This is a genomic window from Janthinobacterium longum (assembly GCF_051380735.1).
Taxonomy (GTDB): Bacteria; Pseudomonadota; Gammaproteobacteria; order Burkholderiales; family Burkholderiaceae_D; genus Janthinobacterium.
Window position 1 is genome coordinate 1,285,849 of the sequence record NZ_JBNYXQ010000001.1, and the last position, 14,498, is coordinate 1,300,346.

The following is a 14,498-nucleotide window of genomic DNA, read 5'->3' on the forward strand; positions in this document are numbered from 1 at the left end:
CCACGTTTATTCGGCGGTGGCGTTCGCTTCCTTGTGGGCCAGCGCTGCCTTGATAAACGAGGTGAACAGCGGGTGGCCATCACGCGGGGTCGATTTGAATTCCGGATGATACTGCACGCCCATATACCATGGGTGGGCATTCTCGCCTGTGCGCGGCAACTCCATGATTTCGCACAGGTCTTCGGTCGGGGTACGGGCGGCTACCACCAGGCCTGCCGCTTCCACGCGCGGCAGGTAGTGATTGTTCGCTTCGTAGCGGTGACGGTGACGCTCGGTCACCACGGCACCGTAGATCTCGGCAGCCAGCGTACCTGGCTTGATTTCGCAGGTTTGCGCGCCCAGGCGCATGGTGCCGCCCAGGTCCGAGTTGGCGTCGCGCGTTTCAACCTTGCCGTCCTGGCCTTGCCACTGATCGATCAGGGCCACCACCGGTTGCGCGGTATCGAGGTCGAATTCGGTCGAGTTGGCAGAGCTCAAGCCGGCTTTATGACGTGCATATTCGATCAGCGCAACTTGCATGCCAAGGCAGATGCCCAGGTAGGGAATCTTGCTTTCACGGGCGAACTGGGCCGCCATGATCTTGCCTTCCACGCCGCGCTTGCCGAAGCCGCCCGGCACCAGGATGGCGTCATATTTGGCCAGCCCGGCGCAGCCGGTGGTTTCGATTTCTTCCGAATCGATGTACTCGATATTGACCTTCGACTCGTTGTGGATGCCGGCGTGGCGCAGTGCTTCGGTCAGCGATTTGTACGACTCGGTCAGTTCCACGTACTTGCCGACCATGCCGATGGTCACTTCCGACTTCGGATGCTCGAGCGTGTAGATCAGCTTGCTCCAGACCGACAGGTCGGCCGGTGCGGGATTCAGGTCCAGCGCGTCGCAGATGATTTTATCGAGGCCCTGGTCGTGCAGCATTTGCGGCACTTTGTAGATGGTGTCGACGTCCCATACGGAAATCACGGCGTCTTCCTCGATGTTCGAGAACAGCGAGATCTTCGCGCGCTCGTCTTCGGGAATCGCGCGGTCGGCGCGGCACAGCAGCGCGTTGGGCAGAATGCCGATTTCGCGCAGCTTTTGTACCGAGTGCTGGGTCGGCTTGGTTTTCAACTCACCGGCCGAGGCGATATACGGCACCAGGGTCAGGTGGACGAAGGCCGTATTCTTGCGGCCGGCGCGCAGGCTCAGCTGGCGTGCCGCTTCCAGGAACGGCAGCGACTCGATATCGCCGACGGTGCCGCCGATTTCGCACAGGGCCACGTCGTAGCCTTCGGCGCCACGGCGGATGTAATCCTGGATTTCATTGGTGATATGCGGAATCACCTGCACGGTCTTGCCCAGATATTCGCCGCGGCGTTCCTTGCGGATCACCGATTCATAGATCTGGCCGGTGGTGAAGTTATTCACCTTTTTCATGCGGGTGGAAATGAAGCGCTCGTAGTGGCCGAGGTCGAGGTCGGTTTCGGCCCCGTCGTCGGTAACAAACACTTCACCGTGTTGCATCGGGCTCATCGTGCCAGGATCGACGTTGATATACGGGTCGAGCTTGAGCATGGTGACTTTAAGGCCGCGCGATTCAAGGATCGCGGCGAGAGAGGCGGCGGCAATCCCTTTACCAAGGGAAGACACAACGCCACCAGTGACGAAGACAAATTTGGTCATTGCAGATAGTGCCGAACGGCACGTGCGGGAAATTGAAATTATACACTAAAGCGGCGGTACAAGAACTGCTGCGGCGCGGAATATTGCGTCAAGGGCCGCCTGTCCGCGCGCTGCCAGGGCGTAACGACAAGCAGCGCGCAGATCGGCAATAGTTGAAATATTTACACTCTTATAGATTATGTGAATGAGCGAACAGACCCCGAGGTCGCCCTGCCACAAACTGGAATTTTTCAACGGAGGTAAATCATGAGCTATGAAGAACGCGACGCCTATGGCATGTATGTGGACCGTGGCCATAAGGGTCCTGGCCCCGAACTGATGGGCGCCGACACCCTGATCGGCGACCACGTGCATAACGCCAAGGATGAACATCTCGGTGAAATCAAGGAAATCATGATCGACATGCGCAGCGGCAAAATTGCCTACGCCGTGATGTCGCACGGCGGTGTTTTCACCATCGGCGAAAAGCTGTTTGCCGTTCCCTGGGAAGCCCTGCTGCTCGATACGGTCAACAAGCGTTTCACCCTGAACATCGACAAGGAACGCATCGAAAACGCCCCCGGCTTCGACACGGACAACTGGCCAGACATGGCCGACACCACCTGGTCCAACGAGATCCATAGCTACTACGGCACCACCGCGCGCTGATAGCGCGTGCCGGAGACAGGCTACCGCGCCTGCCTCCGGCACTTTGCTGCCTGCCACGCAAATTCATCCGCCAGCGAGCATCAAGCGCATCGGCACATAGGCAATGCCATCCTGCTCCACCTTTGGCATCGTCGCCACAAAACCCAGGCTTTCATAAAATGGCAAGGCATATACCGAGGAATTGACGGTAAAGCCCGTCGTATTGCCCCTCGCAATCGACGCATCGCGCGCTGCCTGCCACAACTGCAGGGCGATGCCGCAGCGGTGCAGCGCGCGCGGCACGAACAGGTGGAACAGATGCGTGTTGTCGCGCATCGCCACCACGCCGGCCAACTGGCCATCGAGATGGGCGATCTGGTACCGGTATTTTTCCTGCGACAGATAATTTTCGATGGCCGGCAGGCGGCAGTGTTCGATGAATTTCTCGGCCCCGGCGCCGTCCGGATGCAAGGTCAGAAATGGCATCAGGTCGTCGATCAGCGCGACGATGGCGGGCGCGTCGGCGAGCAGCGCCGGGCGCAGCACAAGTTCAGGCAGGATAGTCATGCACAGAGCATGCCATGACGCCCTGTGCGGCGACAAGCTTTAGCATGCATAAACGTTATTGAGTCGCCAGGCTCACCACAGACCAGCGACCATGCTCAAGGCGCTCCAGGCCAGCCTGTTCGAAGCGCCACAGGTGCAGCCAGCGGTTCTCCAGCAACTGCCTGACCAGCGCATGCTTGTTGATCACCGCCTCGATCGCCGCCCTGGGCGCATCGATCACCACGGTCAGCCGCAGCGGCTCGTGCATCGCACGCTCGCCGTCGTGCAGCGACTGGTGCGACAGGCCGATGCGCAAGTCGCCGCCGTTGCCCTCGAACACGCCAATGGTGCCGCCGACCACGTTGTGCAGCAGCTTGTTGCCGCTGCCCAGGCGCTGCGGATCGCAGGTCGATGCATGATATTGCCAGTTGATCCAGTGCGCCACCACCATCGGCGCGGTCATCAGCAATTCCAGCACGCTGCCGTCGGCATCTTCGCCGCTGTCGTAGTCATGCAGGAAGCTGCGCCCGCCCAGCGTCACCCCACGGCTGCGGTGTCGTGGCGCGATCAGCAACGCCGCATTGCCGGCCAGCCCCCATTCAGGCCGCGTTTGCGCGCCGTCGTTGCCACGGCGGCGCAGCTGGTTCAACAGCACATCGTATGGCGCATGCGGGTCCAGCTGAACGCTGGTGGCCCGCTCGCGGCGCACCTGGTCGCCGGCTTCGGCAAACACCGCCTCCATCTTCTGCCAGCGCGGGCGCGCCAGGTCCGGCAGCAAGTCCAGATCGAAACCCTCGATCTCATCGGTGGTGGTGTTATGCAGGGCAGCCACGAACACCGTGGCGTCCGGGACCATGATGGCGCGCGCGCACAGCCCGCGCCGCACTGCGCCGTCATTGAGCAGTTGCGCCAGGCTGCGCGCGTTGACTTCGCCGCTCTGGCCGCAGCAGGCCCCGCAGTCCAAAGCTGCTGCATGGGCGTTGTTGAACGACTGGCTGCCGTGGCCGACCAGCAGCACCAGCGGCGCCAGGCAGCGTTCCAGGCCCATGGCATGCAGCACCCGCGCCGCCAGTGCAACGCGGGCATCGAGGTCCAGCCCCACCAGTTGCGGCCGGCAAATGGCACGGTAGCGGGCAGGCAGGCCATGCAGGTCGTCGCGGCTGCGTTTTTTCTTGCTGGGCAACAACCAATTGCCCAGTTTGCCCAGATAACCCAGGCCAGCTGCTTCGACGTAGGAAAAGGCAGCGCCGGGCCAGTGGCTGGCCGCCAGCCACTGCTCGGCCCTGCCGAGCCGGGACTGGCGCGCGCGGCCGGCAGCGATTTGCAGCAGTGCATCGGTATCGCGCTCTTGCGGCGCGGCGCTGGCGATGCGGTCACACACCTCGACGGAAGGCGCCAGCAAGCCGGGCAATTGAGGGCGGCGCGCCGGCGTCGCCAGCGGGGTGTACGCTGCCGGCAGGCCGAAAAAGCCGGCAAAACCCAGCGTCTGCACGGCCGGCCACGCAGCCTCCATGGCACGGCGCAGCGGTTCGCTGCGCACGTCGATGCAAAACACCGCCTGCACTTCGATTACTGGCGGTGCCGGTGCTGGCGGCGCATTACCGGCCGAGGCCAACGCTTGCGCCAGTTCGCGCTGATAGCCCACTTCCAGCGCACACTGCCACAGTTCGTCAGCCAGCAAGTTGCGTTCCGCCTCTTCCAGCACCTGCGGCGCCTGGCGCCAGGCCTGCTGAAGTGCCAGAAACGCTTGCCGGTGGCCTGCATCGTCGCTCGCTTCGAGCAGCACTGCGCCCCAGGCCAGGCGTATCGCCAGCAACTCGCGCAGGTGCGCGTCCTTGCCTCCTTCCAGGCCAGCCTGCCAGCCCAGATAAGCGCACCATGAGGCCCAGCCATTGACACTCAGCAATACCGACTCCAGGTAATCGGCCCACACCGCAGGCTCCAGCCCCATGCGTTCAAGCGCCCAGCGCTCGGCATCGCCGGCCGTGGCGGGCAAGGCCTTGATGGCGCGCCCCAGGTTAGGCAAGCCCATCAGTAAGCCTATGGCAGGGTCATTTTGCAGGGTCTCTTTCCAGAAGCCGTACAAGCCCTGATCACGCTGCGGCTGCCAGCCAGCCTGCTGCTGATCGAAGTAGGCGGCGCAGGTCTGGCTGACCTGATGCGTGACGGCCTGGCGCCAGGACAGCCGCGCGTGGCGTTTCGGATCATTGTCCAGTACGTCGATCAGCAGCGGCAACTGACGCAGTTGTGAATTGGTATGCAAGATGTTGACGCACTGCTCCGGCGTCATGCCGGCCGCCTGCGCTTCGGGCAATTGCTGCAGCGCCTGGGCCAGGTCGGCCGCGCTGATGCGCCCGGTTTGCCAGGCGCGGCGCAACTGCTCGCGCGGCGCGAACACATGGATGGCGCCCAGTACGGCCATGCGCGCAGCCACCCGGCGTACCGGCATGCCGATACGCGACCAGTGCGGATTGACAGCAATGGCGCGGTCCAGCGGCCAGGCAGGCGCTATCGCCTGGCACGCCTGGTTGCAAACGCGTTCGATATCGGCGCGCCTGGCCACTTCTGCTACGCCAGCGTCGCTGGTGGCGGTGGAAGACAGCTGCCTGGTAAAAGTATCCATCATCAGTTTCCGGTATGGTTGTCAGGGGGCGCTGCCAGGGGGCGGCGAGTGGGCCAGAGCAGCAGCGCCAGGCGCGTGTAAGCCTCGTCAAGATAGAAACCGGCGTAGCTCCAGCGACGCCAGCGCGACAGCCACTGTGGCCGCAGTTGCAGCAGCGACTGGCACAGATACAAGGCGGACATGCCGATCAGTGCGATCATGCCCAGCCGGTGATCAGGCGTATCGTGCAGGCCTAGCGGCAGCGCATGCCCGAGCATGGCGGCAAGCGTAAGGCCAGCCACCATCAACAGCCCGGCCAGCAGCGGCGCAGCACGTGCAGGCGAACCGGCCCGGGCTGCAGGCAGCCACAGCAGCGGAGCCCAGGCCAGCCCCAGCACCGCGCTCCACCACCATGGCCACGCTGCCACGCCAGGCAGGCTGGTCAGCAGCAATACTGTCGCTATGGCCAGCAAGGGTGCCAGCGCCATGCTGATGGCGCCTGGTGACGACAGCGCATGCAGGGCGCGCAGACGCGTCTGGCGCACCACGCTGGAAGCCGACAGAAAAGCCTGTGCCTTGTACAGCGAATGGCCGATCAGATGCAGGGCCGCCAGGGTATACAGGCCAAGCGCGCATTCGAGCAGCATGAAGCCCATCTGCGCGACGGTCGACCAGGCCAGCCTGACCTTGATACTGGTACGTGTCAGCATGACCATGCCTGCCAGCACGGCGCTCGCCAGGCCCAGCGCCATCAGCAAGGCGCGTGCCGCGCCTGCCTGATCGAGCATGGCGGCAAAGCGGATCAGCACAAAGCCGCCCAGGTTCACCACGCCGGCATGCATCAGCGCCGACACCGGGGTCGGTGCTTCCATCACCTGTATCAGCCAGCCATGCACTGGCAGCAAGGCGCTGCGCAGCGTGACGGCCAGCACCAGCAGGACGGCGCTCGCGTGCAAGGGCATCGACAGCCCCTGCTGTGCAATATGTTCAAACAGGACGGACAGCGAGCCGCTGCCCGTTTCGTGCCAGGCCAGCGCTGCTGCGCCCAGCAGCAGCAGGTCGGCCAGGCGGTCGGCAATCGTCTTTTTTTGCGCGGCCAGCACGGCGAACGGGCGCTCCGGGTAAAAGCACAGCAGATGGCGCAGCGCCATGCCGGTGGCGGCCCAGGCCGCGATCAGCAGCAGCCAGTGGTCCGCCAGCAGCAGCAGGTGTACGCTGGCCAGCACCGCCGCAAGTGCGCCGATATAGCGGCGCTGATTTGCCTCCCCTTGCAGGTAGCGGGACGAAGTGGCGCCGATCACCGTGCCGAGCAACTGCACCAGCACGGCCAGCACCAGCCCCAGCGCAGTGACGTTGATGATGCCGTGCCACTGCGCGCCACCGGTGCCTGTCAGCAGGGAAATGGCGCTTTGCAGCAGCGCGAGATACGACACGCCCTGAAACAATCGCCACAGGGCCGGTGGCTGCAAACGCCCCAGGCGGGTGGCTGCCGCCATCGCAGCGAGCAAGGCGGCAGGCGCCAGGGCCCAGGCCAGATGCAACACTTCAGCTATCGTCACTGCATACCTCATTCTCAATGGATCGTACACATGATGCCCGGGAAACGAACGCATGTAAAATAGATTGATCAGAACAAACACATGCAGAAAACAGAATGATTCAGCTCGAGCAGTTCAATTTCCATCATCTCTTTTACTTCTGGCGCGTGGCCAAGCTCGGGCACCTGACGCAGGCGGCCGAGGAATTGCACACCTCGCAGTCGGCCGTTTCGGCGCAGATACGCCAGCTCGAAGCGCGCATCGGCGAGCAGCTGTTTGCGCGTGAAGGCCGCCGTCTTGTGCTGACCGATACCGGCCATCTGGTGCTGGCCTATGCCGACAATATCTTCGGGCTGGGGCAGGAGATGCTGGGGCGCCTGCACGGCCGCTCGGCCGGCATTACCCGCCTGCGGGTGGGCAGCGTGGCGACCATGTCGCGCAACTACCAGGAGAACTGGATCCGCCCCGTGCTGGCCGACCCCTCTGTCGTGCTGACTTTGGAGTCCGGGCTGCTGGAAGGCCTGCTGGCGCGGCTGGTGCAGCACCAGCTCGATGTGGTGCTGGCCAATGAAACCATCCCGGCCAACCCCGATTCGCCATTGCATTGCAGTTTTCTGGGCCGCCAGTCGATCTCGCTGGTCGGTCCGGCCAGCAAGTGGGCATCGCAAAGCCTGCGCATCCCGGAAGACCTGGACGGCGTGGATATTGCTTTGCCGGGCCCGCGCCACGCCTTGCGAGCGCAATTCGATGCGCTGTGCGCCAGCGCAGGGGTCAGTCCAAGGCTGCGTGCCGAAGTCGATGACATGGCCATGCTGCGCCTGATTGCGCGCGACAGTGGCTGGCTGACTGTGCTGCCGGAGGTGGTGGTGCAAGATGAGCTGCGTGCCGGCTTGCTCGTCATTGTCGGGCAGTCTGCGCATCTGGAGGAGCGTTTCTACGCGATCACCAAGCCGCACCGGCATCGCATTGAAGTACTGGAGCAACTGCTCGCCGGCGCGCCCGAGTCACCGGCGCGCCACTGAGCAGACAACGGTGGGCTAGAACTCGGACCAGTCGTCGCTGGCCGACGACGACGGGGTTGGGCTTGATGAGCGCGCCAGTTGCTTCGGTGCCGGCTGGCGCTTGGCAGGCGCAGGCCGGGCCGGCGTCGCGGCTGGGGCTGCCGCCTGTGGTGCGGCCGCCGACATGCGCTCGCTGTCGGACAGCTGGAACACATTGACCGCCTGCGACAGCGCCGTCGCCTGGTCCTGCATGGCGCTCGATGCGGCCGCGGCCTCTTCCACCAGCGCTGCATTTTGCTGGGTTACCTGGTCCATCTGTGCAATCGCCTGGTTGACCTGCTCGATGCCCGTCTTTTGCTCTTCGCTGGCCGACGCAATGTCGCTGATGATGCTGTTGACCCGTTGTACGCTTTGCACCACCTCGTCCATGGTAGCGCCAGCCCGGTCGACCAGCTTGCTGCCCTGGTCGACCTTGGTGACCGAGTCATCGATCAGGGTCTTGATCTCTTTCGCAGCGCTGGCCGAACGCTGCGCGAGGTTGCGCACTTCCGTCGCCACCACCGCAAAGCCGCGACCCTGTTCGCCTGCCCGCGCCGCCTCGACGGCAGCATTGAGCGCCAGGATATTGGTCTGGAAAGCGATGCCGTCAATGACGCCGATAATATCGACGATCTTGCGCGCCGACTCGTTGATGGCGGCCATGGTGTCCACCACTTCGGCCACCATGGTCCCGCCGCGCACTGCCACGTCGGAGGCCGAATTGGCCAGGTCGCGCGCTTCCCGTGCGCTGTCGGCGTTCTGCTTGACGGTCGAGGTCAGCTCTTCCATCGAGGATGCCGTTTCCTCCAGCGAACTGGCTTGCTGCTCGGTGCGCGACGACAGATCCATATTACCGGCAGAAATTTGTGCCGATGCCGTCGCTATCGTATCCGTACCATTACGCACATTCTGGACGATGCCGACCAGCGATGTGTTCATCGTGCTCAGGGCCAGCATCAGCGCACCGGTTTCGTCCTTGCTGCGCACAGTGATGTGCCCGCTCAGGTCGCCCTGCGCCACCCGCTGCGCCACCGTCACCGCCTCGTGCAGCGGGCGTGTGATGTTCCTGGTAAGCAGCAGGGCCAATACCGCCGCCAGCAGCGCCGCCAGCATGCCGCCACCTATCATCATCATGTCGGTACGGGCACGCTGCTTTGCGGCATCCTGTGAACGTTGCTGCAGCAGATCCTGTTCATTCTGCCTGATCTGGCCCAGCACGACACGCATGCCATCCATGCCGGCCTTGCCTTTGCTCGACTGTTCCAGCGCCACGACTGCGGCCATCGCCTCAGCCGCCTCGCCACCACTGCGCCGCAGCGCAATCGCCGGCTCGATCGCGTCAGCCAGCCACTTCTGTTCGGCTTCAGACAGCTCTTTGATACGCTGCTGCTGCGCCGGGTTATCCGAGGTCAGGTCGCGCAGCTTGGCCAGGCGCTGGTTGAAGGTTTTCTTGCCTTCGTTATACGGTTCGAGCGAGGCCTCGTGACCGGTGAGCGAAAAGCCGCGTTGCCCGGTTTCGATATTGATCAGGCTTTCGAGCACGCCGCTGGCTTCACCGAGCACTTCATAGGTATGCACATTGATTGCATTGGCGGCAGTGAGCCGGTTGAAGTTGATCTCGGCAATGGTGACCAGTGTTACCAGCATGACGATGATGGCGCCGAAGGCCAGATACAGGCGCGCACCGATTTTAAGATTGGACAATTGCATGGGTATATTCAGAATTGATGAATTGATGTATGACCAGCGCTGGATAAGCGACATCTCCACTACCAGCGCGGCACTGCTGCGGTGAAATCAGTCCTTGAAAATTCTGAGCAACATGACCGCCGGCGATACGGCGCCGATCTTGCGGTCTGTCTTGGCGGCCTCGATCACCTCGACCAGCTCATCATATTTATCGGCCTGGCGGTCATCGAGATTGGTCATGTTCATGCTCCAGCGCGTAAACGTGCGAAATTTTGCCGGCTCGTTATAAAGAATGCGTGAATTCTTGTGGCGCGGATCTTTTTCAATTTTTTTGTACAGCGCCTGCAGGGTATCGAGCGGCCCTTCCAGCACCTGCAAAAACCAGCCGCCGTTATAGAACAGGCTACCGGTGACGTCCATGGTCTGGTTATTGTTCTTGGCAGTTTTTTGAATATCGGCAAGTGCTTCGGCTGACATTTTTCGTGTTGCCTGGCTCATATAAACAAGTTGATTGATCGACATGCTATTTCCTTAAAATTAATTGGTCGTGTGAACTTTATGTTCCCTGCGATACTTGCTCAAGGCGTCGCCAAGCTGGCCGAGCGCCGTCATGATCCTGATGCCGCGCGGCGAACTGTCCAGTGCGCCCACGCCGGCACCGCCGACCCAGATTTCCACCACTGGCGGCACCATGCCGCGCAGCGTCTTTAAAAACGGTACGATCTTGCGCTTCGGAAATGCAGCGCTGAAACACAGGCAGACGATATCGGCGTGATAATCGCCAACCGCATGTGCAATTTCTTCCAGCGGCGTCTGCGCCCCCAGGGAAATGCCGCAAGCGCCGTGAAACGTCGCGACCGCCTCCACCATCAGCAGACCCAGCGTATGCAATTCACCTGGCGGCGTGGTCATCAAAATGCGCGGCAAACCATCGGGCTGCTGCGCCAGCGATAATTCTTCCCGTATCAGGTTTTGCAACACCTCGGTGTACATATGCTCGTCGCGTATGCCGATTTCCCCGCGCTCCCATGTTTGCCCCACTGCCATGTTCAGTGCACACACCACGTCGAGCACAAACCTTTCCAGCCCCAGCTGGCGCACTTCCTGCCTTAACCTTTGCGTCAAGGCGTTACGGTCGCGACAGCGCAACATGGCCATCAGGGCCGCCACCACTGCCGTATCGGTGTCATCCGACACAGCAAGCGGCAGCTTTGGCTGCAGCAGCGACGCCAGGCTTTGCTCGTCCAGCGGCACCACTTGCGACGGCCGCATGCCCGCATCGATCAGGCGCTTGACCAGTTTCAGGCGTACTGCCTGTTGCGCGGGATAAGTCCGATGGCCGCTGGCATCGCGTTGCGGCGCGGGAAAACCATAACGCTCTTCCCATTTACGCAGTACCTCCTTGGAGATCCCGGTTTCCAGCGCGATGCTTGCAATTGTGTGTATATCTGACATGGCACCCTGATTCGCTGAAATGTCTAAGACAAATTATGGATTATTACTTACTGGAATGCAATAACTTATTTCTCGCAGGAATTTAATTTTTCAAATAAGAAACAATTTTAATGTCTGTTGCACGGCCCGGCGTGGCGCGCACGCCACGCCCTTCGATGCGGCCGCGCCCGCCTCAGCAAAAATCGCGGCTGCCGGGCCTCAGCCTGCCCAGCAGGTGCGACATGTCGACCAGGCGCTTGGCCACCAGATTGCGCACCATGCCTTCCTGCTGCCACACACCATAAACACCCAGCAAGGGCGCGCCGAGCACCTCTTTGCGCTGCTGCTCCACCAGTGACGGCCAGACGATCACATTGACGGTGCCAGTTTCGTCTTCCAGCGTCAGGAACAGCACCCCCTTGGCGGTGCCGGGGCGCTGGCGCACTGTCACGATGCCGCAGGCGCGCGCCAGTTGGCCGTTGGCATAACAGTTCAGGGTGGAAGCAGGCATGAAGCGCTGCGCCAGCAATTGCTTGCGCAGCAAGGCCAGCGGATGACGGCCCAGGGTCAACCCTTGCGTACGGTAATCGCTGACGATGCTGGCGCCTTCAGTCGGTGCCGACAATTGCGGCAACTCCTCTTCGGGCGTGGTGGCGCGCAGCAAGTCCTTGTCAGGCGCGGCGCCGGCGGCCTGCCACAAGGCTTGATGGCGATTGCCGGCCAAGGCCTGCAGCGCATTGCCGCCGGCCAGTATCTGCAAGTCGTGGCGATCCAGATGGGCCCGGCGCGCCAGGTCGGCCACGTCAACAAACAACGCGATGGCGCGCGCGTCCTCAATGCGCTGTGCCGCTTCGGCGCGCATGCCGAACAGGGTATTGAAACCGAGCCGCACGGCCGGTGCAGCGAAGTCGCCTTCCAGCGCCGCCTCCCAGCCGCTGACGGCCACGTCGACGGGAAACACTTGCACCCCATGGCGGCGTGCATCCTGCACCAGCTGAGAGGGGCTGTAAAACCCCATTGGCTGGCTGTTGAGCAAGGCGCACAGAAAAGCGGCCGGTTCGTGGCATTTCAGCCAGGAACTGGCATACGTCAGCAGCGCAAAACTGGCTGCATGCGACTCGGGAAAACCATATTCGCCAAAGCCTTCGATCTGGCTGAAAATGGCTTGCGCGTAGGCTTCATCATAGCCATTGGCAACCATCGCACCGACGATACGCTCATGATAATTGTTCATGCCGCCCTTGCGTTTCCAGGCCGCCATGGCGCGCCGCAACTGGTCCGCTTCGCCGGGAGAAAATTTGGCAGCGATAATTGCCACCTGCATCACCTGCTCCTGGAAAATCGGAATACCCAGGGTGCGGCCCAGCGCTTTTTCCAGCCCCTTCGGATACGCCACCGCCTCCTTTTGCTGGCGCCGCTGCAAATAAGGATGGACCATGCCGCCCTGAATCGGCCCGGGCCGCACCAGCGCCACTTCGATCACCAGATCGTAAAATATGCGCGGACGCAGCCGTGGCAGCATGCTCATCTGCGCACGCGATTCGATCTGGAACACGCCGATGGTGTCGGCCTCGCAGATCATGTCGTAGGTGGCCTTGTCCTCGGGCGGAATATCCTGCATCACGAACGGTTCGCCACGGCGCAGGCTGACCAACTCGAAAGCCCGGCGCAGCGCCGACAACATGCCCAGCGCCAGCACGTCGACTTTCATCAGGCCCAGCTCTTCCAGGTCGTCCTTGTCCCATTCGATCACGCTACGACCCTCCATGGTGGCGTTTTCGATCGGCACCAGGCGCGACAGCTTGCCTTGCGCGATCACGAAACCGCCCGGATGCTGCGACAAATGGCGCGGAAAACCCAGCAGTTGCTGTGCCAGCGTCGCCCACTGGCGCGACAGCGGCGCCTCCGGGTCCAGCCCGCTTTCGGCCAGGCGATTGAGCAAGTCGCGCTTGCCGTCGAACCAGCGGTGCGCCTTGGCCACTTTTTCCACGATGGCCAGGTCCACGCCCAGCGCCCGGCCGCTGTCGCGCAAAGCGCTTTTCGGCCGGTAACTGATCACCACGGCCGCCAGTGCGGCACGGCGCCGGCCATATTTGCTGTAGATATATTGAATCACCTCTTCGCGCCGCTGGTGTTCGAAGTCGACGTCGATATCGGGCGGCTCATTGCGCTCGCGCGACATGAAGCGCTCGACCAGAGAATTGCCGCGAGCCGGGTCCACCTCGGTGATATGCAGGCAATAGCAAACGGCCGAATTGGCGGCCGAACCCCTGCCCTGGCACAGGATATTTTGCGACCGGGCAAAACGCACGATGTCGTAGACGGTCAAAAAATACGGCTCGTAGGCCAGGTCCGCAATCAGTTCCAGCTCGTGCTCGATCTGCGCCTGCACATGGGCAGCAATACCGAGCGGAAAGCGCGCGCGCGCGCCATGCCAGGTTTCTTCGCGCAAGTAACTGGCCGGCGTATGACCGGGCGGCACCAGTTCATCGGGATATTCATAACGCAGGCTGCCAAGCGAGAAATCGCACTCGCGCGCGATGCGCACGGTTTCTTCCAGTGCCTGCACCGGATACACATTGCCCAGGCGCAGCCGCGTGCGCAGATGCTGCTCCGCGTTTTGCGCCAGCGCATAGCCACACTCGGCCACCGGCTTGCCTACCCGCACCGCACACAGGGTGTCGAGCAGGGGTTTGCGCGAGCGCACATGCATGCACACATGGCCCACCGCCACCACCGGCAAGCCCTGCGCCTGTGCTACTGCCTGCACGGCGTGCCGGTGCGCATCATCCTGGGCGCGCAGCAGCAGGTTCAGGCCGATCCAGTTGCGTTCTTTTTCGCCTTCCATGGCGAAGGTGGCCTGCATCCACGCCGCCTGCTGGCGCAAGGCGGTGGCATCGGCTGGATAAGCGGGCAGCAAGATCATCAGGCAACCGGGCAAGCCTTTCAGATGTGCGAACTCGGGCGACGGTGCGGCGAAATCGTCTGGTGTCAGCAGATAGCGTCCCTTGGCCGCGCGCGTGCGCGCCATGGTGATCAGCTCGGACAGATTGCCATAGCCCTCGCGGTTTTTCGCCAGCGCCAGCAGCGACCAGGCAGGGCTGCCATCGGCATGTGTCAGGTGAAAATGCGAACCGATAATCAAGGGGAAGTCCGCCCGCTTGGCCACGCCATGGGCGCGCACCACGCCGGCCAGCGAACACTCGTCCGTGATGGCCAGCGCGCTATAGCCCAGTTCGATGGCGCGCGCCACCAGTTCCTGCGCATGCGAAGCGCCGTGCAGGAAGCTGAAGTTGGTCAGGCAGAACAACTCTGCGTAATCGGGCAAGCTTGCCGCCACCATGATGCACCTCAATACTGTAT

10 protein-coding genes are annotated in these 14,498 nt (G+C 62.4%); 2 read left to right on the forward strand and 8 right to left on the reverse strand.

Going from position 1 to position 14,498, the window contains the following annotated elements:
* Positions 1-6 precede the first annotated feature (6 nt).
* The gene (gene pyrG, locus ACQ4WM_RS05830; RefSeq protein WP_436545737.1) at positions 7-1,659 is read right to left on the reverse strand and encodes a CTP synthase; all 1,653 of its coding nucleotides are present in this window, start codon (positions 1,657-1,659) and stop codon (positions 7-9) included.
* 246 nt (positions 1,660-1,905) lie between these two features.
* On the opposite strand from pyrG, the gene ACQ4WM_RS05835 reads away from it, so the two are divergent.
* Positions 1,906-2,307, forward strand: coding sequence for a PRC-barrel domain-containing protein (locus ACQ4WM_RS05835; protein ID WP_436545738.1), 402 nt, complete (start codon positions 1,906-1,908; stop codon positions 2,305-2,307).
* A gap of 63 nt (positions 2,308-2,370) precedes the next feature.
* Here ACQ4WM_RS05835 and ACQ4WM_RS05840 read toward each other — a convergent pair whose 3' ends face one another.
* The 3 genes from ACQ4WM_RS05840 to ACQ4WM_RS05850 are packed head-to-tail and all read right to left on the reverse strand — an operon-like array spanning position 2,371 to position 7,005.
* Entirely contained in the window at positions 2,371-2,853 is a 483-nt protein-coding gene (locus ACQ4WM_RS05840) for a GNAT family N-acetyltransferase (RefSeq protein WP_436545739.1), read from the reverse strand.
* Between the two features lie 55 nt (positions 2,854-2,908).
* Positions 2,909-5,455, reverse strand: a complete 2,547-nt coding sequence (locus ACQ4WM_RS05845; protein ID WP_436546205.1) for a YbcC family protein — start codon at positions 5,453-5,455, stop codon at positions 2,909-2,911.
* A 2-nt stretch (positions 5,456-5,457) separates the two neighbouring features.
* A complete protein-coding gene (locus ACQ4WM_RS05850) occupies positions 5,458-7,005 on the reverse strand; it encodes an NADH-quinone oxidoreductase subunit L (protein WP_436545740.1) in 1,548 nt (515 codons plus the stop codon).
* Between the two features lie 86 nt (positions 7,006-7,091).
* Between ACQ4WM_RS05850 and ACQ4WM_RS05855 the strand changes: the two genes are divergently transcribed.
* Positions 7,092-7,994 (forward strand): LysR family transcriptional regulator, encoded by a 903-nt coding sequence (locus ACQ4WM_RS05855; protein WP_436546206.1) that lies wholly within the window; start codon positions 7,092-7,094, stop codon positions 7,992-7,994.
* A 15-nt stretch (positions 7,995-8,009) separates the two neighbouring features.
* Here ACQ4WM_RS05855 and ACQ4WM_RS05860 read toward each other — a convergent pair whose 3' ends face one another.
* The 4 genes from ACQ4WM_RS05860 to ACQ4WM_RS05875 all read right to left on the reverse strand — a co-directional run bounded on the left by ACQ4WM_RS05860 (position 8,010) and on the right by ACQ4WM_RS05875 (position 14,478).
* Positions 8,010-9,722 carry a methyl-accepting chemotaxis protein gene (locus ACQ4WM_RS05860; protein WP_436545741.1) on the reverse strand — a complete coding sequence of 571 codons (1,713 nt, stop codon included), beginning with the start codon at positions 9,720-9,722 and terminating at the stop codon, positions 8,010-8,012.
* Between the two features lie 87 nt (positions 9,723-9,809).
* On the reverse strand, positions 9,810-10,223 hold the full coding sequence (locus ACQ4WM_RS05865) for a BLUF domain-containing protein (protein ID WP_436545742.1): 414 nt from the start codon (positions 10,221-10,223) through the stop codon (positions 9,810-9,812).
* A 15-nt stretch (positions 10,224-10,238) separates the two neighbouring features.
* Positions 10,239-11,156 carry a MerR family transcriptional regulator gene (locus ACQ4WM_RS05870; protein WP_436545743.1) on the reverse strand — a complete coding sequence of 306 codons (918 nt, stop codon included), beginning with the start codon at positions 11,154-11,156 and terminating at the stop codon, positions 10,239-10,241.
* 172 nt (positions 11,157-11,328) lie between these two features.
* Positions 11,329-14,478 (reverse strand): error-prone DNA polymerase, encoded by a 3,150-nt coding sequence (locus ACQ4WM_RS05875; protein WP_436545744.1) that lies wholly within the window; start codon positions 14,476-14,478, stop codon positions 11,329-11,331.
* Between the last annotated feature and the right edge of the window lie 20 nt (positions 14,479-14,498).